We start from the raw sequence: 19,025 nt of genomic DNA, 5'->3' as shown, positions 1-19,025 counted from the left end.
CATGTGCTATCCCTGTGGGAGCTGGTTTGCCGGCGATAGGGCCGAACAGGCTGACACCGGTCAGCGCAACATGCTCCGCGCCTCGATCAGTTCACCCACTTCAAGCTCGGTGCCGTACGGCAGGCCCAGGTGGCGGTATGCCGGCAGTGCCGCCAGCGGCCGGTGGCGGCCTCGCTGGCTGATGCAGCGGGCGATCTGCACGATGTCGATGTAGTCGATCTTGTCAGTCTGCCGGTCCAGGTCCTGCACCTGGCTCGGCAGGTTGACCAGTTGCTCCGGAAACTCCCAGGCCTTGAGGATCTTGTCGCCCAGCACTGGCTGGATCTGCTCGATCACATAATGCAGGCACACTGGGTCCGACAGCAGTTCGTTGTGCTCTTCGGCGTAGATCAGTACCGGCAGCGCGCCAATCTGGTTGACCAGCCCGCCGAGGGTGGCCTGGTCGGGTTTGAGTTGTGTAAAGCGTCGGCAGATTTCGTAGCTGATGCCCGCCACATCCAGGCTGTTGGCCCAGATATCGCGTAACTTCTGCTCCACAGCCGGCGCCCGTGCGTGGAAAATCTGCTCGATCACCAGGCCAATGGCTAGGTTGCAGCTGTAGTTGATGCCCAGCCGCGTGATGGCGGTGTGCAGGTCGGTGACCTCGACCGCCGCGCGCAGCAGCGGGCTGTTGACGACTTTGATCAGGCGCGCTGAAAGGGCCGCATCGCGACCGATCACCTTGCTCAGGGCCGCTACGCTGATCTCGCTGTCTTCCGCCGCCTCGCGGATGCTCAAGGCAACCTCCGGCAGGGTCGGCAGGACCAGGTCATCCTTTTCGATGGCATCGAGCAACTGTGCTTGAACCATCTCGGCCAGCTTGTTCATGGGCGTGTCTACCGCAGTGGTGGTGCGGCCCCGCCATGTAGGCGGGGCAGGCTGGTCAGCGCTGGATTTCCCGGTCGCGGTCCAGTTCGTAGGGCAGGGTCAACACCTGCAGGCGTGGGCCATCGAGGCTGCCCAGGTGCAGGTTGTCGTCTTCCACCGCTTCGGCGCTGAGCACCGCGAGCAGTTCGCAGCCTGTGCCGTTGCTGGCAGCAATGACCACTTCACCGACCGACGAACCATGGGTGGGCGAGAAAATCTCGACGCCCGGGGCCGGAATGGCCTGCTGGTCCAGTGCCAGGCGGTACTGGCGGCGCTTGAGCTTGCCCAGGTACTGCATGCGGGCAACGATTTCCTGACCGGTGTAGCAGCCTTTCTTGAAGCTGACGCCGTCGACGGCCTGCAGGTTGATCATCTGCGGGATGAACAGCTCGCGGGTCGGCCCCATGACCTGGCCTATACCGGCGCGAATCTGACCCAGCAGCCAGTCGTCCAGGCTGCCTTCGGGCAGCGCGGTGGCCAGCGCCTGGCGAACGCGGTCGGCGTTGTCTGCCGGTACCCACAGTTCCACGCGGTCGGCGGACACGGCGATGGCGATCAACCCGTCGTGGCGCACGGTGCTACCGGCTGCCGCAGGCACATCGAGCCCCAGGGCCTGCAGCGCCGCATCGCCGCCTTGCAGGCCGAAGCGTGCCCAGGCAGCGCTTTCATCGGTCAGCGTGGCCTTGGAGAACACGGCGTACTTCTTGAGGTCGACCAGCTGGGCGTCGAGCAGCTCGCTGGCCATGGCCAGCAGGTAGCCGTTGCCTTCGGGCAGGATGCGGAAACTCGACTGCATGCGCCCCTTGACCATGCAGCGGGCGCCGAGGCTGGCGTGTTCCGGGCTGAGGTAGTTGATGTTGCAGGTCAGCTGGCCTTGCAGGAACTTGCCTGCATCGGAGCCGCGGACGGCGAGGATGCCCTCGTGGGACAGGGGGCAGAAGAAAGCGGAATCGGCCATGGGTCATCGCGGTGGCTAAAGACTGGCGGCCATCATAGAACGCCGGTAACAAAATAGGTAGTTGACTAGACCAACGCCCGGTGTCGCTTCGCTCGCCTGGCTGTATACTGGCGGGCCATTCGAGGAGGGCCCCATGGTCGAACAAACTGAACTCAACCGGCTTTTCTGGCACAGCCGCCGCGGCATGCTGGAACTGGACGTACTGCTGGTGCCTTTCACCCAGGAAGTCTACCCCACGCTCAACGAAACCGACCGCGAACTCTACGTGCGTCTGTTGAGCTGCGAGGATCAGGACATGTTCGGCTGGTTCATGGAGCGCACCGAGTCCGAAGACCCGGAGCTGCAGCGCATGGTCCGCATCATCCTGGATCGTGTCCAGCCCAAGTGAGTGCTTCGAGTGCCGCTGGCAAGGCTCGCGCCTGCTGCTGGCGGTCTACCTGGGTTGCCAGGTACTGGCGTGGTTCGCCGTATGGGCGAGCCCGCTGCCCGGGTGGTCGGCCCTTGCAGTTGTCGCCGCCTGTATTGCCCACGCTGGCTGGGCCATTCCCCGACGTATTCTGCTGACGCATGAGCATGCCGTTGTCGGCCTGCGCCGTGATGTGCGCGGCTGGCAGGTGTTCAGCCGTGCCCGTGGCTGGCAGCCGGTGCGCTTGTGCCGGGACAGCGTGGCGTTGCCGGCGCTGGTGGTGTTGCGCTTTGTGCGGGCGGGGCGCTGGTTGGGGGAGAGCCAATGTGTGCCGCGTGATGCGCTGGGGGCTGATGAGCACCGGCGTTTGCGGGTGCGGTTGAAGTTCAGCCGGCGCAGGTGGGCAGGGGTGGGGGCGAGTCAGGGCTGACAGGTGTTCGTCGTGGCAACTTCAGCGCCTGCAAGATCGAGCGCCGCCCGCGCGGCGCTTCGCAGCACAAGGCTGCTCCTACCGTTTGTTTCGGGCCAGTTATTCCTGTGAGCGCGGCACGCGGCCCCTGGCGGTCGCGTGCGCAGGCACAGGCGTTACTGGCCCGAAACAGATGTAGGAGCAGCCTTGTGCTGCGGAGCGCCGCGCGGGCGGCGCTCGATCTCGCAGGCGCTGAAATTGCCGCGCCAGGGGCCGGACTTAGATCGGACTAAGGATGGTGTCCTTGGCCTCGTCCAGCATCCCCGGGTAATCCAGTGTGTAATGCAGTCCGCGGCTTTCCTTGCGCTGCATGGCCGACAGGATCATCAACTCGGCCACCTGCGCCAGGTTGCGCAATTCGATCAGGTCGCGGCTGACCTTGTAGTTGCTGTAGAACTCGTCGATTTCGTCCAGCAGCAGGCGAATGCGATGCTGCGCTCGCTGCAGGCGCTTGCTGGTTCGCACGATGCCTACGTAGTCCCACATGAAGCGCCGCAGTTCGTCCCAGTTGTGCGCAATGATCACGTCCTCGTCCGAGTCGGTGACCTGGCTGGCGTCCCAGCCGGGCAAGGCCTTGGGCATGGTCACCTCATCCAGGTGCGCCTGGATGTCGGCGGCGGCGGCACGGCCATAGACGAAGCATTCCAGCAGCGAGTTGCTGGCCATGCGGTTGGCGCCGTGCAGGCCGGTGAAGCTGGTTTCGCCAATGGCATACAGGCCCGGCACGTCGGTGTGGCCGCGGTCGTCGACCATCACCCCTCCGCAGGTGTAGTGCGCCGCTGGCACCACCGGGATCGGCTGACGGGTGATGTCGATGCCGAAGGCCAGGCAGCGCTCATACACGGTGGGAAAGTGGCTCTTGATGAAGTCGACCGGCTTGTGGGTGATATCCAGGTATACGCAGTCCACGCCCAGGCGCTTCATCTCGTGGTCGATGGCGCGGGCCACGATGTCGCGCGGCGCCAGTTCTTCGCGCGGGTCGAAGCGTGGCATGAAGCGTTCGCCATTGGGCAGGCGCAGCAGGGCACCTTCGCCACGCAGGGCTTCGGTGATCAGGAAGCTCTTGGCCTGTGGGTGGTACAGGCAAGTCGGGTGAAACTGGTTGAACTCCAGGTTCGCCACCCGGCAGCCAGCCCGCCAAGCCATGGCGATGCCGTCGCCGCAGGCACCGTCGGGATTGCTGGTATACAGGTACACCTTGGCCGCACCGCCAGTGGCCAGCACGGTGAAGCGCGCACCGAAGGTGTCCACCTCGCCGGTGTTGCGGTCGAGCACGTAGGCACCCAGGCAGCGCTCGCCGGGCAGGCCGAGGCGGCGTTCGGTGATCAGGTCGACCGCCACGCGTTGCTCCAGCAACTGGATATTCGGGCGTTTGCGGGCCTGCTCCAGCAGCGTGGTGAAGATGGCTGCGCCGGTGGCGTCGGCGGCGTGGATGATGCGCCGGTGGCTATGGCCGCCTTCGCGGGTCAGGTGGAACTCGAAGCCGCCGTCGTCGACGCTGTAGTGCTCGTCGCGGGTAAAGGGCACGCCTTGCTCGATCAGCCACTCGATGGCCTCGCGGCTGTGCTCGACGGTAAAGCGCACGGCGTCTTCATGGCAAAGGCCGCCGCCGGCATTGAGGGTGTCCTCGACATGCGACTGCACGGTATCGGTATTGTCCAGCACCGCCGCGACACCGCCCTGGGCCCAGAAGGTCGAGCCGTTGGCCAGGTCGCCCTTGCTGAGTACGGCGACTCGAAGGTGGCTGGGGAGGTTCAGTGCCAGGCTGAGACCGGCGGCACCGCTGCCGATCACCAGGACATCATGTTGGAATTGTTGGCTCATGTCGGGACACTAGTATTCTTTGGAAGGGGCGCGGCACAATAGTCACGCGCCGATGGCATTGTGAAACTATCGTAAAAGCTGGCCGGGTTGCCTTTATAGCAGCCCCGGGTGGCCAATTTCCATGCCACTTGCCTGGTCGCGACAACCTTTGTGGGAACTTTCCGACATGGCCGGAAATCCTATGAAGGCTGCCCACGCGCCACAACTTGCCGCGGCGACGCAGGGCGGCAGGCCTGTCCGGGCTGTCCCTGCGTACTCGAAACCTGATTATCGACGTAGCCGGCCGTGACCGTGCCGCGTCTTTCGTGCAAGCCGACCAAGGGCTGCAGGAAACTTGCTTGGAGGGGAGAACTTTTGCGCAAAGCCCGAGTCTATGGTTGCAAGCCTGAACGATGGCTGATGCAACGCTCCTTCGAGTTCACTGAGGAGTGTTCATGCTAACCCAGGAAGAGGATCAGCAGCTTGTCGAGCGCGTTCAGCGTGGTGACAGGCGAGCGTTCGATCTGTTGGTGCTGAAGTATCAGCACAAGATTCTCGGGTTGATCGTGCGGTTCGTTCACGACACCCACGAGGCCCAGGATGTAGCACAGGAAGCCTTCATCAAGGCCTACCGTGCGCTTGGCAACTTCCGCGGAGACAGTGCGTTCTATACGTGGCTGTACCGCATCGCCATCAACACGGCGAAGAACTACCTGGTGTCCCGTGGAAGACGGCCGCCAGACAGTGATGTGAGCTCCGAGGATGCGGAGTTTTACGACGGCGATCATGGTCTCAAGGATCTCGAGTCCCCAGAGCGCTCGTTGTTGCGGGATGAAATCGAAGGCACTGTCCATCGCACCATCCAGCAACTGCCTGAAGACCTGCGCACGGCGCTGACCCTGCGCGAGTTCGACGGGCTGAGTTACGAAGACATTGCCAGTGTCATGCAATGTCCGGTGGGTACCGTGCGCTCTCGAATCTTCCGCGCTCGGGAGGCAATAGACAAAGCCCTGCAACCTTTGCTGCAGGAAACCTGAGACAGCGGCGACAGCCAAGAGAGGAACCGCCATGAGTCGTGAAGCTTTGCAGGAATCGCTGTCCGCGGTGATGGATAACGAAGCGGACGAGCTTGAACTGCGTCGTGTGTTGAACGCCGTAGACGATGCTGAAACCCGTGCCACCTGGTCGCGTTACCAGGTAGCCCGCGCAGCCATGCACAAGGAGCTGCTGCTGCCTAACCTGGATATCGCCTCGGCGGTGTCTGCAGCGCTGGCTGACGAAGCCGTGCCGGCCAAGGTCAAGAAAGGGCCATGGCGCAGCATTGGCCGCCTGGCGGTAGCTGCTTCGGTCACCGTAGCGGTGCTGGCCGGTGTGCGCATGTACAACCAGGACGAGATCACTGGCGCCGAGCTTGCTGCCCAGCAACCTGCCCAGCAAGGCCTGAGTGTGCCACAAGCACAAGGCCCTGCCGTTTTGGCAGGCTATAGTGAGAGCAGTGAGCAACCGACCGGGCCGATGGCCAACGGCGTGCTGCAGAACCAGGCCGGCTGGGATCAGCGTCTGCCAGGCTACCTGCGCCAGCATGCCCAGGAATCTGCGCTCAAGGGCACTGAAACCGCATTGCCGTATGCCCGCGCCGCCAGCCTGGAAAACCGTTAAGTAAGGAGGATCATGCGCGCGCTACCTCTCCTGTCGCTGCTGATTGGCAGCTGCGTGACGGTGCCAGCATTGGCGGCCAATTCTTCGCCCGAGGCGAGCGAGTGGCTGAGCAAGCTGGCACAGGCCGAGCAAAAGCAGAGCTACCAAGGCTCTTTTGTCTACGAACGGAACGGCAGTTTCTCTTCCCACGAGATCTGGCACAGGGTCGACGACGGCAAGGTCAGCGAGCGGCTGTTGCAGCTCGATGGTGCCGCTCAGGAGATCGTGCGCGTGGATGGCAAGGTGGAGTGCGTCAGCGGGGCCTTGGTCAGTGGAGTGACGACGCCCCCGAACACTACGCAGCGTGTACTTGATCCGCTGAAACTGATGGGCTGGTATGACTTGAGCGTGGCGGGCAGGTCGCGGGTCGCCGGACGCGATGCCGTGATCGTGACGCTCACCCCGCGCGACCAGCACCGCTATGCCTTCGAATTGCACCTGGACCGCACTACTGGCCTGCCGCTGCGCTCGTTGATGATCAACGACAAGGGGCAGTTGCTGGAGCGCTTCCAGATGACCCGTCTCGATACTGACGCACCCAGCGATGATGACCTGCGCGCCAGTGCTGCATGCAAGCCGGTGCAGCATGTGGCTGCTGCCGCCAATGACACGGTCGCCGGCTGGCGTTCGGACTGGCTGCCGCCCGGCTTCGAGCTGGTCAACAGCTCGGTACGCCGCGACCCCAAGAATGACAGCACGGTCAGCAGCCTGATGTATGACGATGGCCTGGCGCGCTTCTCGGTGTTCCTCGAGCCGGTAAAGGATGAGGGCGGGACCGACATGCGCACCCAGCTTGGCCCGACCTCGGCGGTCTCGCGTCGGCTGAACACGCCCAAAGGCAAGGTCATGGTCACTGTGGTCGGCGAGATTCCGCTGGGTACCGCAGAGCGTGTGGCGCTGTCGATGCGCCCCCAGGATGGCCAGGCGCGCCAGTGATGGCGTGCATTTGCGGGCATGGCGTGCAGGCCATGCCAAGGCGTGCGGACATGCCGCTGAAATGAAATTAAAGCATTGTCATTTGCAATCCATCGGCAAATTTTCTATAGGTCAGGCTTCTAGGAGTCTGGCCTTTCCTGTTTTGTGCAGGGGCCTTTCTAAACTACCGCTCGTTGTGACGGGAGCCGTATGTCAATACCACGCTTGAAATCCTACCTATCGATGTTCGCCGCCGTGCTGATGCTCGGCCAGGTGCTCAGCGCCCAGGCCGAGGAAGCCCTGCCGGACTTCACTACCCTGGTCGAGCAGGCCTCGCCAGCCGTGGTCAACATCAGTACCAAGCAGAAACTGCCGGACCGCCGCATGGCCGCCGGGCAGATGCCCGACCTGGAAGGCCTGCCGCCGATGTTCCGCGAGTTCTTCGAGCGCAACATGCCGCAGCAACCGCGCTCACCGCGTGGCGACCGCCAGCGCGAGGCCCAGTCGCTGGGTTCGGGCTTCATCATTTCCAGTGATGGCTATGTACTGACCAACAACCACGTGGTAGCCGATGCCGACGAGATCATCGTCCGCCTGTCGGACCGCAGCGAGCTGCAGGCCAAACTGGTCGGCACCGACCCGCGCACCGACGTGGCCCTGCTCAAGGTCGAGGGCAAGAACCTGCCGACCGTCAAACTGGGTGATTCCGAGAAGCTCAAGGTGGGCGAGTGGGTACTGGCCATCGGTTCGCCGTTCGGCTTCGACCATTCGGTGACCAAAGGTATCGTCAGCGCCAAGGGTCGCACCCTGCCCAACGACACCTACGTACCGTTCATCCAGACGGACGTTGCCATCAATCCGGGCAACTCCGGCGGCCCGCTGTTCAACATGAATGGCGAAGTGGTGGGTATCAACTCGCAGATCTTCACCCGTTCCGGCGGTTTCATGGGCCTGTCGTTCGCCATCCCGATCGATGTGGCGATCGATGTCTCCAACCAGCTGAAGAAAGACGGCAAGGTCAGCCGCGGCTGGCTGGGCGTGGTGATCCAGGAGGTCAACAAGGACCTGGCTGAATCGTTCGGCCTGGACAAGCCGGCCGGTGCCCTGGTGGCACAGGTGCTGGAAAACGGCCCTGCAGCCAAGGGCGGCCTGCAGGTGGGTGACGTGATCCTGAGCATGAACGGCCAGCCGATCATCATGTCGGCCGACCTGCCGCATCTGGTCGGCAGCCTCAAGGATGGCGAAAAGGCCAAACTGGAGATCATCCGCAACGGCAAGCGCCAGAACCTCGACATCAGCGTTGGCGCACTGCCCGACGAAGATGCCGACATCGGTACCGGCGCCGAAGGCAGCGCCGAGCGTAGCAGCAACCGCCTTGGCGTCTCGGTTGCCGACCTGACCGCCGAACAGAAGAAAGCCCTCGAACTCAAGGGTGGTGTGGTCATCAAGGAAGTTCAGGATGGCCCGGCCGCGATGATCGGCCTGCGTCCGGGTGATGTGATCAGTCACCTGAACAACCAGGCTATCGGTTCGGCCAAGGAATTCACCGAAATCGCCAAGGAACTGCCGAAGAACCGTTCGGTGTCGATGCGCGTACTGCGTCAGGGCCGTGCAAGCTTCATTACTTTCAAGCTGGCTGAATAAGGTGTAGTTGCCTTCGCAGGCATTGTCCGGCTTGACAAGCCCGGTGCGTGAGCGCCGGGCTTTGTCATTCAGGGGGGGCTCAGTTGAAAATGGACATCAACGTGCCGAGGTATCCAGCAACTGCGGTTGAGTTGAAACCGATCACAGTGCGCTGCCCGTTATCCAGGCAAGTCATGGCATCGGGTATGCCGACGAGATCATTGATCGGTCGGAAGGATGTATCAATGGAGCCATCCGCAAGAAAGCGACGGTTTTCCAGGCTCCTGCCCAGGCCGAACGCAAACAGCCGATGTTGCTCATCGATGGCCACTGCACACCAATCTGTCAGACCTGAGTCGTCCAGTATCGGTGCACCGCCGTTAAATGTCGGGTCCTTCGCGCCACTGGCATCGAACTGCCAGAGCAATGCTTGTGATGAATTGTCTCCGGTTGTCGCTTTACCGGCGACCAGCAGCTGTCCTTCCGGCCTGGCTAGCAGCGCGTTGAGTTCGGTAGTGAAACCCGCAGCCCGGAAATACACTGTGCCGCCTTCACCGAAGGCTGAATCCAGTTCGCCGTCGTGGCGGTAGCGAGCGAGAAAGCTTTCTGCGGGCTGCCCCTGCTGCGAGCGGGTTCCGCTGACCACGAACCCGTCAGGCAACTGAACGATTCCGGCGACAGCAATTTGGCCTGCGTCCGGTAGAATATCGATGAATTCCTGAAGCCCTGCTGCTGGCTGGCCGGAGTGTTCCCGCAGGTACACCCTGGCCATCGTGGAACGCGCGCCTTGAGCCTTTTGGAGGTTCAGGGAAACCATGAGGTATGGCCCATCGCTTGTAAGGCGACCGCTACCAATCACCATGCCCATATCCGGCGGCACGCTCAGGAGCTGGTGTTCACCTCCTCGGCCATCGCGGTCGTAACAGGTGAGCCTGGGCTTTGCCAGCAGGTTCGAGGTAGGGGCACTCCATCCCAGCACTGTGAAGCGTTGGTCAGCCAGTACCGTTAGCGCTTCAGTCGATGCATGCTCGTCAAGCACGTAACGGCCAACTATTACGCCGCCCTGTGCAAAGTCGTTGTCAACTGAACCGTTTGCGGTAAAGCGGGTCAGGGCAAAATGACGCCCCCCGGAGGAGTCAAAGGCAAGCGCGCTGACAAGCAGGCTGCTCCCTTGTAGCGCCATGCCAGTCAGGTTTCGGCCTATTGAAGCGCCATGGAACGAAGGGAGCTCGGCCCTGCCATTCATTCCAAATGCAGGGTCGTAATCCCCCGGTGTCATGTGTTGTTCGGGCATGCTGGTCACCTTGGTCGAGAGATTTGCAAGGATGGTCGACTCCCGATGCGGTGAGTACTGGCAGAAATGTCAGGTAGCACCTCTGTCAGGCAACCGTGTTCACCAACGGCCGGATGGCGTGGCGGCCTGCTGCGGCTTAAGGTACAATTCCCGGCTATTTTTCGGCGGGCGTCCGGCTCGCAGCCTTTTCGAGTGTTGACCCGTGAGTGATTTGAGTCATATCCGCAATTTCTCCATCATCGCCCACATCGACCATGGCAAGTCGACGCTGGCCGACCGTTTCATCCAGATGTGCGGTGGCCTGTCGGCACGCGAGATGGAAGCCCAGGTGCTCGATTCCATGGACCTGGAGCGTGAGCGCGGTATCACCATCAAGGCCCACAGCGTCACGCTCAACTACAAGGCGCAGGACGGCAAGGTCTACCAGCTGAACTTCATCGATACTCCTGGCCACGTCGACTTCACCTACGAAGTCTCGCGTTCGCTGGCGGCCTGTGAGGGCGCGCTGCTGGTGGTGGATGCCGGCCAGGGCGTCGAGGCCCAGTCCGTGGCTAACTGCTATACCGCCATCGAGCAGGGCCTTGAGGTCATGCCGGTACTGAACAAGATGGACCTGCCCCAGGCCGATCCGGATCGCGTCAAGGACGAGATCGAGAAGATCATCGGCATCGACGCCACCGACGCCGTGGCCTGCAGTGCCAAGAGTGGCATGGGCGTGGACGAGGTGCTCGAGCGCCTGGTGCAGACCATTCCCGCGCCGGAAGGCGATATCGAGGCGCCGCTGCAGGCGCTGATCATCGACTCCTGGTTCGACAACTACCTGGGTGTGGTCTCGCTGGTGCGCGTGCGACACGGTCGCGTCAAGAAAGGCGACAAGATCCTGGTCAAGTCCACCGGCAAGGTGCACCTGGTCGACAGCGTGGGCGTATTTACCCCGAAGCACACCCAGACCGCCGACCTGAAGGCCGGCGAAGTGGGCTTCATCATCGCCAGCATCAAGGACATCCACGGTGCCCCGGTCGGTGACACCCTGACCCTGTCCGCGACCCCTGAGGTCGAAGTGCTGCCAGGCTTCAAGAAGATTCAGCCGCAGGTCTACGCCGGCCTGTTCCCGGTCAGCTCCGACGACTTCGAGGACTTCCGCGATGCGCTGCAGAAGCTGACCCTGAACGACTCGTCGCTGCAATACATGCCGGAAAGCTCCGACGCCCTTGGCTTCGGCTTCCGTTGCGGCTTCCTCGGCATGCTGCACATGGAGATCATCCAGGAGCGCCTGGAGCGCGAATACGACCTGGACCTGATCACCACCGCGCCAAGCGTGATCTATGAGCTGGAACTGAAAACCGGCGAGACCATCACCGTCGACAACCCGTCGAAGCTGCCAGACGTCTCGGCTGTCGCCGATTTCCGCGAGCCGATCGTCACCGCCACCATCCTGGTGCCGCAGGAGCACCTGGGCAACGTCATCACCCTGTGCATCGAGAAGCGTGGCGTGCAGCGCGACATGCAGTTCCTCGGTAGCCAGGTGCAGGTGCGCTACGACCTGCCGATGAACGAAGTGGTGCTGGACTTCTTCGACCGCCTCAAGTCCACCAGCCGCGGCTATGCTTCGCTGGACTATCATTTCGATCGCTACCAGTCGGCCAATCTGGTCAAGCTGGACGTACTGATCAACGGCGACAAGGTCGATGCCCTGGCATTGATCGTGCACCGCGACAACGCGGCCTACAAGGGCCGTGCGTTGACCGAAAAGATGAAGGAACTGATCCCTCGGCAGATGTTCGACGTGGCGATCCAGGCAGCTATCGGCGGCCAGATCATTGCGCGGACAACCGTCAAGGCGCTCAGAAAGAACGTACTGGCCAAGTGCTACGGTGGCGACGTCAGCCGTAAGAAGAAGCTGCTGGAGAAGCAGAAGGCCGGTAAGAAACGCATGAAACAGGTGGGTAACGTGGAAATTCCACAGGAAGCCTTCCTCGCCGTGCTCAGGTTGGATAGCTAGGTCCTATGTCGCTAAATTTCCCGCTGTTGCTAGTCATCGCCGTCTTCGTCTGCGGCCTGCTGGGCTTGATCGACCTGCTGTTCCTGGCCCCGCGCCGGCGTGCGGCAATCGCCAACTACCAGGGCAGCGTCAGCCAGCCCGAGATGGCGGTGGTCGAGCGCCTGGGCAAAGAGCCGTTGCTGGTCGAGTACGGCAAGTCGTTCTTCCCGGTGCTGTTCATCGTGCTGGTGCTGCGTTCGTTCCTGGTCGAGCCGTTCCAGATCCCTTCGGGGTCGATGAAACCGACCCTGGAAGTGGGCGACTTCATCCTGGTGAACAAGTTCTCGTACGGCATTCGCCTGCCGGTGATCGACAAGAAGGTCATCGAGGTGGGTGACCCGCAACGCGGTGATGTGATGGTGTTCCGCTACCCTAGCGACCCGAACGTCAACTACATCAAGCGTGTGGTCGGCCTGCCGGGCGACCAGGTGCGCTACACCAGCGACAAGCGGTTGTTCGTCAACGGCCAGCCGATTGCCGAGCAACTGGTGGGCACCGAGCCGGGCACTTTGGGCAGCGCCGAGCTGTACAAGGAAAAGCTCGGCGAGGCCGAACACCTGATTCGCAAGGAAATGAGCCGTTATCGCATGCCGCCGGACCAGCAATGGACCGTGCCAGCAGGCCATTACTTCATGATGGGCGACAACCGCGACAACTCCAACGACAGCCGTTACTGGGATGACCCGAACATCCCGAAGGAACTGCACGGCATGGTTCCCGACCGGAACATCGTCGGCAAGGCCTTCGCGGTGTGGATGAGCTGGCCAGAGCCCAAGCTCAGCCACCTGCCCAACCTGTCGCGGGTCGGTCTGATCCATTGATACCCATCGGCGCTGGCCTGCAGGCAGCGCCGAATGCATTTCTGACATAGGCTGTGTTCTCAGGGATCGGGAGATTCGTCGCACATCGCGGCGGGCCACAGCCAAACAGTCTTTCAGGATGTTGATTTGAACAACGCGTTGAACAACGAACGGGTGGCTGCATGAGTGCTCCCCTTGCCCGTCTGGAGCGAAAGCTCGGTTATACCTTCAAGAACCAGGACCAGATGCTCCTGGCACTGACCCATCGCAGCTACGCCGGGCGCAACAATGAGCGCCTGGAGTTTCTCGGTGACGCCATTCTCAACTTCGTCGCCGGCGAAGCGCTGTTCGAGCGCTTCCCGCAGGCCCGCGAAGGCCAGCTGTCGCGCTTGCGCGCGCGCCTGGTCAAGGGTGAGACCCTGGCCCGCCTGGCCCGTGGTTTCGACCTGGGCGATCACCTGCGCCTGGGCTCGGGGGAGCTCAAGAGCGGTGGCTTCCGCCGCGAGTCGATCCTGGCCGACGCCCTGGAGGCGCTGATTGGCGCCATCTACCTGGACGCCGACATGGAAACGGCCCGGGAGCGCGTGCTGGCCTGGCTGGCCGATGAATTCGAAGGCCTGACCCTGGTTGATACCAACAAGGACCCGAAAACCCGCCTGCAGGAGTTCCTGCAGTCGCGCAGCTGTGAGCTGCCGCGTTACGAAGTGGTGGATATCCAGGGCGAACCGCACTGCCGGACCTTCTTCGTCGAATGCGAAGTGGTGCTGCTGAACAACAAGAGCCGTGGCCAGGGCGTTAGCCGGCGTATCGCCGAGCAAGTCGCCGCCGCGTCTGCACTGATCGCCCTGGGCGTGGAGAATGGCAATGACTGATAGCAACCCGACCCGCTGCGGCTACGTGGCCATTGTCGGCCGCCCGAACGTGGGCAAGTCGACCCTGCTCAACCACATCCTCGGCCAGAAGCTGGCGATCACCTCGCGCAAGCCGCAGACCACCCGTCACAACATGCTCGGCATCAAGACCGAGGGTGACGTGCAGGCGATCTACGTCGATACCCCCGGTATGCACAAGGCCAATGACAAGGCCTTGAACCGCTACATGAACCGCAATGCCTCGGCGGCCCTGAAGGACGTCGACGTGGTGATCTTCGTGGTCGACCGCACCAAATGGACCGACGAGGACCAACTGGTGCTGGAGCGCGTGCAGTACGTGACGGGCCCACTGATCATCGCGGTCAACAAGACCGACCGCATGGAAGAGAAGGCCGAACTGATCCCGCACCTGCAATGGCTCCAGGAGCAGTTGCCGAACGCCGAAGTGATGCCTATTTCCGCGCAGCAGGGGCACAACCTGCAGGCGCTGGAAGCACAGATCGCCAAGCACCTGCCCGAGAACGAGCACTTCTTCCCCGAAGATCAGATCACCGACCGCAGCAGCCGCTTCCTGGCCGCCGAACTGGTGCGCGAAAAGATCATGCGCCAGCTGGGTGCGGAATTGCCGTACCAGATCACCGTGGAAATTGAAGAATTCAAGCAGCAGGGCCACGTGCTGCACATCCACGCGCTGATCCTGGTCGAGCGCGATGGCCAGAAGAAGATCATCATTGGCGACAAGGGCGAGCGCATCAAGCGCATCGGCTCCGAGGCGCGCAAGGACATGGAGGTGCTGTTCGACTCCAAGGTCATGCTCAACCTGTGGGTCAAGGTGAAAGGCGGCTGGTCCGATGACGAGCGCGCCCTCCGCTCGCTGGGCTACGGCGACCTCTAAGCAATACTATTGGGGCCGCGGTGCGGCCCATCGCCGGCAAGCCGGCTCCCACCCCGATCGCATCGACTTCAAGCCATGCGCCGTACCTGTGGGAGCTGGCTTGCCGGCGATGGGCTGCAGAGCAGCCCCAATATGCAGTTTACCGAGCCACAGGGAGCCAGTGATCTTCCATGGAACAACCTGTCGGCCAGCCAGCCTACGTGCTGCACAGTCGTGCCTACAAGGAAACCAGCGCGCTGGTGGACTTCTTCACCCCGCAGGGCCGCATGCGTGCCGTGCTGCGCCGTGCGCGTGGCAAGGGTGGCAGCCTGGTGCGGCCGTTCGTGCCGCTGGAACTGGAGCTGCGCGGGCGTGGCGAGCTGAAGAATGTCGGTCGCATGGACAGCGCTGGCATCGCCGCCTGGCTGCATGGCGATGCCCTGTTCAGCGGGTTGTACCTCAACGAACTGCTCATGCGCCTGCTGCCCGCCGAAGCGCCTTTCCCGGCGCTGTTCGAGCACTACACCCTGACCTTGCAGGCCTTGGCCGCCGGTCGCCCGCTGGAGCCGCTGCTGCGCTCCTTCGAATGGCGGCTGCTGGACGAGCTCGGTTACGCGTTTTCGTTGCACCACGACGTCAATGACCAGGCGATCGCGGTCGATGGCCTGTACCGCTTGCGTGTGGATGCCGGCCTGGAGCGGGTCGAGCTGGTGCAACCCGGGCTGTTCCGCGGCACCGAACTGCTGGCCCTGGCCGAAGCCGACTGGGATGCGCCAGGTGCCTTGCTCGCTGCCAAGCGCCTGATGCGCCAGGCACTGGCGGTTCATCTGGGGGCAAAACCGCTGGTCAGCCGGGAACTGTTTCGCAAGCGCTGATCACGACGTATGCTGTGGGGCTCAATCTTCAGGAGAGCCTTTCGTGACTCACAGCAACCGCATGCTTCTCGGCGTAAACATCGACCACGTGGCGACCCTGCGCCAGGCCCGGGGCACGCGTTACCCCGATCCGGTCAAGGCTGCCCTGGATGCCGAGGAAGCGGGCGCCGATGGCATCACCGTGCATCTGCGTGAAGACCGTCGGCACATCCAGGAGCGTGATGTGGTGCTGCTGAAGGACGTGCTGCAGACGCGCATGAACTTCGAGATGGGCGTCACCGAAGAGATGATGGCCTTTGCCGAGAAGATCCGACCGGCGCACATCTGCCTGGTACCCGAAACCCGTCAGGAACTGACCACCGAAGGCGGCCTTGACGTGGCGGGCCAGGAGGCACGGATCAAGGCTGCGGTTGAGCGGCTGTCGCGTACCGGTGCCGAAGTGTCGCTGTTCATCGATGCCGACGAGCGGCAGATCGAGGCGTCGCGTCGCGTTGGTGCGCCTGCCATCGAACTGCACACCGGGCGTTACGCCGATGCCGAAACCCCGACCGAAGTGGCCGAGGAGCTCAAGCGTATCGTCGATGGCGTGGCGTTTGGCGTGGGGCAGGGGTTGATCGTCAATGCTGGCCACGGGCTGCACTACCACAACGTGGAGGCGGTGGCGGCGATCAAGGGCATCAATGAGCTGAATATCGGTCATGCGCTGGTGGCGCATGCGCTGTTCGTCGGCTTCAAGGCCGCTGTGGCCGAGATGAAGGCGCTGATCGTGGCGGCTTCGCGCTAATCTCTGGTCGCCTGTACCGGCCTCTTCGCGGGTAAACCCGCGAAGAGGCCGGCACAAGCGATGTATTACTCGGCAGGAAATACCAGGGTAAACCGGGTCGGCCCCAAGGGCCTGCTGCTGACCTCGACCCGCCCACCATGCAACTGCATGATCGATTTCACGATCGCCAGCCCCAACCCGGTCCCTCCCTCCAGCCGCGAGCGCCCCGAGCCCACCCGGTAAAACCGCTCGAACAAGCGCGACTGGTGCTTTTCAGCAATACCAGGCCCCTGGTTTTCCACCGAAAGCCTGACTTCGCTGCCCACGCGCTCGATGCACAGTTCCACAGGCTTGCCATCCGGACAGTGCCGAATGGCATTGCTCAACAGGTTCGACAGTGCCCGCTGAAACATCAGCCGATCACCCTGCGCCGTCCCCCAGCCTTGCACACGCAACTCAACCCCTTTCAGCTCGGCACTGAACGCAAACAGCTCGACAACCCGCGCCGTCTCGTCGGCCAATGCCATGGGCTTGAGCGCGACCTGGGCCTGGGGTTGGCTGACCTGGGCGAGAAACAGCATGTCATTGATGATGCGGTTGAGCCGGGTCAGTTCTTCGATGCTGTCTTCCAGCACTTCCCGGTAATTCGCGTTGTCCCGTTCGCGGGCCAGCGTCACTTGCGCCTTGCCCATCAGGTTGCTCAACGGTGTGCGCAGTTCATGGGCCAGATCATCGGAAAACTGCGACAGCTGGCTGACGCCCTGATCGAGGCGGTCGAGCATCACGTTGATGCTGCTGGCCAGCTCTGCCAGCTCCAGCGGCAGGCCGGTAGCGGGAAGGCGATGTTGCAGGTCCTGGGCCGACACCCGCCCGGCAATGCGCCGGAAGTGCCGCAGTGGCCTCAGGCCGCGCTGCATCAGCCACCAGGCACCGGCCCCGATCAGCAACAGCAGCAACGGCAGCGCGAGCAAGGTGGAATGCAGATAGGCCTGCAGCAGGGCGTTGTCGTCGGCGCGGTTGAGCGACATCATCACCTTGACCGGGGTGTCGTCGCGCAGGCGCATCAGCCGGGTCGCGGTGAGTATCTGGTTGCCATTGCTGTCGCGCCACGCATGAAAGGCCAGACGGGCATCGGTGCGCAGCTCGCCTACCTGTGATTCCAGCGCCGGCCCGAGGCTGAGCAGGTGCGGGTGGCGGCCTTCGAGAGCCAGCACGCTGAGGCTGAGGTTATCGTGCCCCATCACCAGGTCGAGCAAGGGATGGGCGCGGCTGCCCAGGTCTTCGCTACGCAGGTCGACGCGCAGGTTGTGCTCGACCTGCAGCATCTTGCGCGCCAGGTCCTTGCGTGCGCGGCTGTCCAGTTCGTGATCGAGGGCGAACACGGCCAGGCAGGCCAGCAGCAGTACCAGTGCGGCGCCCATCAGCGTCACGCTCAGGCCCAGGCGCAGTGACAGACTGGCGTTTTTCAAAAGCGTGCCTCGAGCACGTAGCCGACGCCACGCAGGGTATGGATCAGCTTGTTGTCGAACGGGTCGTCGATCTTGGCCCGCAGGCGCCGGATCGAAACCTCGACCACATTGGTGTCGCAGTCGAAATTCATGTCCCACACCAGCGAGATGATCTGGGTGCGCGACAGCACCTCGCCGGGCTGACGCATCAGCAGGTGCAGCAGGGCGAATTCCTTGGCGGTCAGGTCGATACGCTGCCCGGCGCGGTAGGCGCGGTGGCGGCCGGGGTCCAGCTCCAGATCGGCGACGCGCAGGGTGCTGGGCTGCAGTTGCTGGTCGTTGCGGCGCAGCAGGCTGCGGATACGGGCCAGCAGTTCCGGGAACTCGAAAGGTTTGAGCAGGTAATCGTCGGCACCCAGGTCCAGGCCCTTGACTCGGTCGGCCAGGCGGCCATGGGCGGTCAGCATCATGATGCGCGTGGCCGATTCGGCGCGCAGCCGCTGCAGCACGGTCCAGCCATCGAGCTCGGGCAGGTTGACGTCGAGAATGACCAGGTCGTAGGGCTGCTGGCGGGCCAGGTGCAGGCCATCGGTGCCGGTGTGGGCGCAGTCGACCACGTAGCCGTTCTCGCGCAGGCCCTGCTGCAGGTAGTCGGCGGTGCGCAGTTCGTCCTCGATGATCAGTAGACGCATGGATGGGCTCGGTGTGATGAAAGGGGGCGATTCTCGACCCTGTAGTGGCATCAGGGTCAAGGAGCGGGATGTTACGGCATGAGTAAGGGCGCGCGGCGCAGATAACGGATTTGTAATGCTGCCGTTATCTGGCTGTCTGTTAGGGCCCTATCGCCGGCAAGCCAGCTCCCACAGGTACTGCACAGTTTCCAAGACCTGTGGTGATCCTGTGGGAGCTGGCTTGCCGGCGATAGGGCCCGAACAGGCAAAACAAGGCCACATTGCAAGACTGTAATCCCCGCCTCACCTTGCCGTTAGCTGGCCCTCGCTAGGATGGCCGTATCTGATCGGCTATCACGAGGCAACCACGATGAACCTGACCAAATTCCTGCTGTTGGCCACCCTTGCCCTGGGCAGCGCCAGTGTTCACGCCGAGGGCGGTGCGGAACGTTCGAAACAATTCTGGCAAGCGTTCCGCGAAGACCAGCAGCGCCTGTACGGCGACAAGCAACAGGCCGTCGCAGAGCGTGAGCGCAAGGCACAGGAGAAGGCCCGCGAGTTGGCCAAGGATTGAGGTAACAACACCTGCGCCGCGACAGCTCCTCGGCG

19 protein-coding genes are annotated in these 19,025 nt (G+C 62.8%); 13 read left to right on the top strand and 6 right to left on the bottom strand.

Annotated elements, in window-relative coordinates:
• Positions 1-60: 60 nt before the first annotated feature.
• Together ACK56M_RS23585 and ACK56M_RS23580 are read right to left on the bottom strand one after the other, a co-directional pair.
• Positions 61-867, bottom strand: a complete 807-nt coding sequence (locus ACK56M_RS23585) for an HDOD domain-containing protein (RefSeq protein ID WP_015271603.1) — start codon at positions 865-867, stop codon at positions 61-63.
• Between the two features lie 55 nt (positions 868-922).
• Positions 923-1,864 (bottom strand): YgfZ/GcvT domain-containing protein, encoded by a 942-nt coding sequence (locus ACK56M_RS23580; protein ID WP_054573505.1) that lies wholly within the window; start codon positions 1,862-1,864, stop codon positions 923-925.
• Between the two features lie 133 nt (positions 1,865-1,997).
• On the opposite strand from ACK56M_RS23580, the gene ACK56M_RS23575 reads away from it, so the two are divergent.
• Positions 1,998-2,252 (top strand): succinate dehydrogenase assembly factor 2, encoded by a 255-nt coding sequence (locus tag ACK56M_RS23575; RefSeq protein ID WP_003252043.1) that lies wholly within the window; start codon positions 1,998-2,000, stop codon positions 2,250-2,252.
• Entirely contained in the window at positions 2,236-2,700 is a 465-nt protein-coding gene (locus ACK56M_RS23570; RefSeq protein WP_015271601.1) for a protein YgfX, read from the top strand. Before ACK56M_RS23575 ends, ACK56M_RS23570 begins: the two co-directional genes overlap by 17 nt.
• Positions 2,701-2,958: 258 nt before the next feature.
• On the opposite strand, the gene nadB is transcribed toward ACK56M_RS23570, so the two are convergent.
• A complete protein-coding gene (nadB, locus tag ACK56M_RS23565; protein ID WP_013974000.1) occupies positions 2,959-4,563 on the bottom strand; it encodes an L-aspartate oxidase in 1,605 nt (534 codons plus the stop codon).
• A gap of 434 nt (positions 4,564-4,997) precedes the next feature.
• Here nadB and rpoE point away from each other — a divergent pair, with 434 nt between their 5' ends.
• The 4 genes from rpoE to ACK56M_RS23545 all read left to right on the top strand — a co-directional run bounded on the left by rpoE (position 4,998) and on the right by ACK56M_RS23545 (position 8,799).
• The gene (gene rpoE / locus ACK56M_RS23560) at positions 4,998-5,579 is read left to right on the top strand and encodes an RNA polymerase sigma factor RpoE (RefSeq protein WP_003252049.1); all 582 of its coding nucleotides are present in this window, start codon (positions 4,998-5,000) and stop codon (positions 5,577-5,579) included.
• A 31-nt stretch (positions 5,580-5,610) separates the two neighbouring features.
• Positions 5,611-6,201: a sigma-E factor negative regulatory protein gene (locus ACK56M_RS23555; RefSeq protein WP_015271600.1), complete on the top strand. Its 591-nt coding sequence runs from the start codon at positions 5,611-5,613 to the stop codon at positions 6,199-6,201.
• A 12-nt stretch (positions 6,202-6,213) separates the two neighbouring features.
• Positions 6,214-7,176: a MucB/RseB C-terminal domain-containing protein gene (locus ACK56M_RS23550; RefSeq protein ID WP_015271599.1), complete on the top strand. Its 963-nt coding sequence runs from the start codon at positions 6,214-6,216 to the stop codon at positions 7,174-7,176.
• Between the two features lie 222 nt (positions 7,177-7,398).
• Positions 7,399-8,799 carry a DegQ family serine endoprotease gene (locus ACK56M_RS23545; protein WP_370290353.1) on the top strand — a complete coding sequence of 467 codons (1,401 nt, stop codon included), beginning with the start codon at positions 7,399-7,401 and terminating at the stop codon, positions 8,797-8,799.
• A 79-nt stretch (positions 8,800-8,878) separates the two neighbouring features.
• Here the strand turns inward: ACK56M_RS23545 and ACK56M_RS23540 are convergent, their stop codons facing one another.
• A complete protein-coding gene (locus ACK56M_RS23540) occupies positions 8,879-10,072 on the bottom strand; it encodes a hypothetical protein (protein ID WP_137109105.1) in 1,194 nt (397 codons plus the stop codon).
• Between the two features lie 202 nt (positions 10,073-10,274).
• Between ACK56M_RS23540 and lepA the strand changes: the two genes are divergently transcribed.
• From lepA to pdxJ, 6 genes are all read left to right on the top strand, one after another.
• On the top strand, positions 10,275-12,074 hold the full coding sequence (gene lepA, locus ACK56M_RS23535) for a translation elongation factor 4 (protein ID WP_013973995.1): 1,800 nt from the start codon (positions 10,275-10,277) through the stop codon (positions 12,072-12,074).
• A gap of 5 nt (positions 12,075-12,079) precedes the next feature.
• A complete protein-coding gene (lepB, locus tag ACK56M_RS23530; RefSeq protein WP_003258486.1) occupies positions 12,080-12,934 on the top strand; it encodes a signal peptidase I in 855 nt (284 codons plus the stop codon).
• Positions 12,935-13,095: 161 nt separating this feature from the next.
• Positions 13,096-13,785, top strand: a complete 690-nt coding sequence (rnc, locus tag ACK56M_RS23525) for a ribonuclease III (RefSeq protein WP_003258487.1) — start codon at positions 13,096-13,098, stop codon at positions 13,783-13,785.
• Positions 13,778-14,680, top strand: coding sequence for a GTPase Era (gene era, locus ACK56M_RS23520; RefSeq protein ID WP_015271595.1), 903 nt, complete (start codon positions 13,778-13,780; stop codon positions 14,678-14,680). Before rnc ends, era begins: the two co-directional genes overlap by 8 nt.
• Before the next feature lie 170 nt (positions 14,681-14,850).
• Positions 14,851-15,534 carry a DNA repair protein RecO gene (gene recO, locus ACK56M_RS23515; RefSeq protein WP_015271594.1) on the top strand — a complete coding sequence of 228 codons (684 nt, stop codon included), beginning with the start codon at positions 14,851-14,853 and terminating at the stop codon, positions 15,532-15,534.
• A gap of 61 nt (positions 15,535-15,595) precedes the next feature.
• The gene (gene pdxJ / locus ACK56M_RS23510; RefSeq protein ID WP_153670549.1) at positions 15,596-16,318 is read left to right on the top strand and encodes a pyridoxine 5'-phosphate synthase; all 723 of its coding nucleotides are present in this window, start codon (positions 15,596-15,598) and stop codon (positions 16,316-16,318) included.
• A gap of 65 nt (positions 16,319-16,383) precedes the next feature.
• On the opposite strand, the gene ACK56M_RS23505 is transcribed toward pdxJ, so the two are convergent.
• Both ACK56M_RS23505 and ACK56M_RS23500 read right to left on the bottom strand, forming a co-directional pair.
• Positions 16,384-17,766: a heavy metal sensor histidine kinase gene (locus tag ACK56M_RS23505; protein ID WP_015271592.1), complete on the bottom strand. Its 1,383-nt coding sequence runs from the start codon at positions 17,764-17,766 to the stop codon at positions 16,384-16,386.
• The gene (locus ACK56M_RS23500) at positions 17,763-18,437 is read right to left on the bottom strand and encodes a heavy metal response regulator transcription factor (RefSeq protein WP_411959098.1); all 675 of its coding nucleotides are present in this window, start codon (positions 18,435-18,437) and stop codon (positions 17,763-17,765) included. The genes ACK56M_RS23505 and ACK56M_RS23500 overlap by 4 nt, the downstream gene beginning before the upstream one ends.
• A gap of 349 nt (positions 18,438-18,786) precedes the next feature.
• Here ACK56M_RS23500 and ACK56M_RS23495 point away from each other — a divergent pair, with 349 nt between their 5' ends.
• Complete coding sequence (locus ACK56M_RS23495; protein ID WP_015271591.1) at positions 18,787-18,990, top strand: hypothetical protein; 204 nt, start codon at positions 18,787-18,789, stop codon at positions 18,988-18,990.
• Positions 18,991-19,025 lie beyond the last annotated feature (35 nt).

Origin of the sequence: Pseudomonas sp. s4, from assembly GCF_046764235.1 — a bacterium.
In the GTDB taxonomy this organism is placed as follows: domain Bacteria; phylum Pseudomonadota; class Gammaproteobacteria; order Pseudomonadales; family Pseudomonadaceae; genus Aquipseudomonas; species Aquipseudomonas asiatica.
The sequence above is the reverse complement of the archived record's forward strand: the minus strand, read 5'-3'. Positions and strand labels throughout refer to the sequence as shown.

Coding starts and splice junctions, on each gene's coding strand:
- ACK56M_RS23585 (WP_015271603.1), bottom strand. CDS start 867: ATGAACAAGCTGGCCGAGATGGTTCAAGCACAGTTGCTCGATGCCATC.
- ACK56M_RS23580 (WP_054573505.1), bottom strand. CDS start 1,864: ATGGCCGATTCCGCTTTCTTCTGCCCCCTGTCCCACGAGGGCATCCTC.
- ACK56M_RS23575 (WP_003252043.1), top strand. CDS start 1,998: ATGGTCGAACAAACTGAACTCAACCGGCTTTTCTGGCACAGCCGCCGC.
- nadB (WP_013974000.1), bottom strand. CDS start 4,563: ATGAGCCAACAATTCCAACATGATGTCCTGGTGATCGGCAGCGGTGCC.
- rpoE (WP_003252049.1), top strand. CDS start 4,998: ATGCTAACCCAGGAAGAGGATCAGCAGCTTGTCGAGCGCGTTCAGCGT.
- ACK56M_RS23555 (WP_015271600.1), top strand. CDS start 5,611: ATGAGTCGTGAAGCTTTGCAGGAATCGCTGTCCGCGGTGATGGATAAC.
- ACK56M_RS23550 (WP_015271599.1), top strand. CDS start 6,214: ATGCGCGCGCTACCTCTCCTGTCGCTGCTGATTGGCAGCTGCGTGACG.
- ACK56M_RS23545 (WP_370290353.1), top strand. CDS start 7,399: ATGTTCGCCGCCGTGCTGATGCTCGGCCAGGTGCTCAGCGCCCAGGCC.
- ACK56M_RS23540 (WP_137109105.1), bottom strand. CDS start 10,072: ATGCCCGAACAACACATGACACCGGGGGATTACGACCCTGCATTTGGA.
- lepB (WP_003258486.1), top strand. CDS start 12,080: ATGTCGCTAAATTTCCCGCTGTTGCTAGTCATCGCCGTCTTCGTCTGC.
- rnc (WP_003258487.1), top strand. CDS start 13,096: ATGAGTGCTCCCCTTGCCCGTCTGGAGCGAAAGCTCGGTTATACCTTC.
- era (WP_015271595.1), top strand. CDS start 13,778: ATGACTGATAGCAACCCGACCCGCTGCGGCTACGTGGCCATTGTCGGC.
- recO (WP_015271594.1), top strand. CDS start 14,851: ATGGAACAACCTGTCGGCCAGCCAGCCTACGTGCTGCACAGTCGTGCC.
- pdxJ (WP_153670549.1), top strand. CDS start 15,596: ATGCTTCTCGGCGTAAACATCGACCACGTGGCGACCCTGCGCCAGGCC.
- ACK56M_RS23500 (WP_411959098.1), bottom strand. CDS start 18,437: ATGCGTCTACTGATCATCGAGGACGAACTGCGCACCGCCGACTACCTG.
- ACK56M_RS23495 (WP_015271591.1), top strand. CDS start 18,787: ATGAACCTGACCAAATTCCTGCTGTTGGCCACCCTTGCCCTGGGCAGC.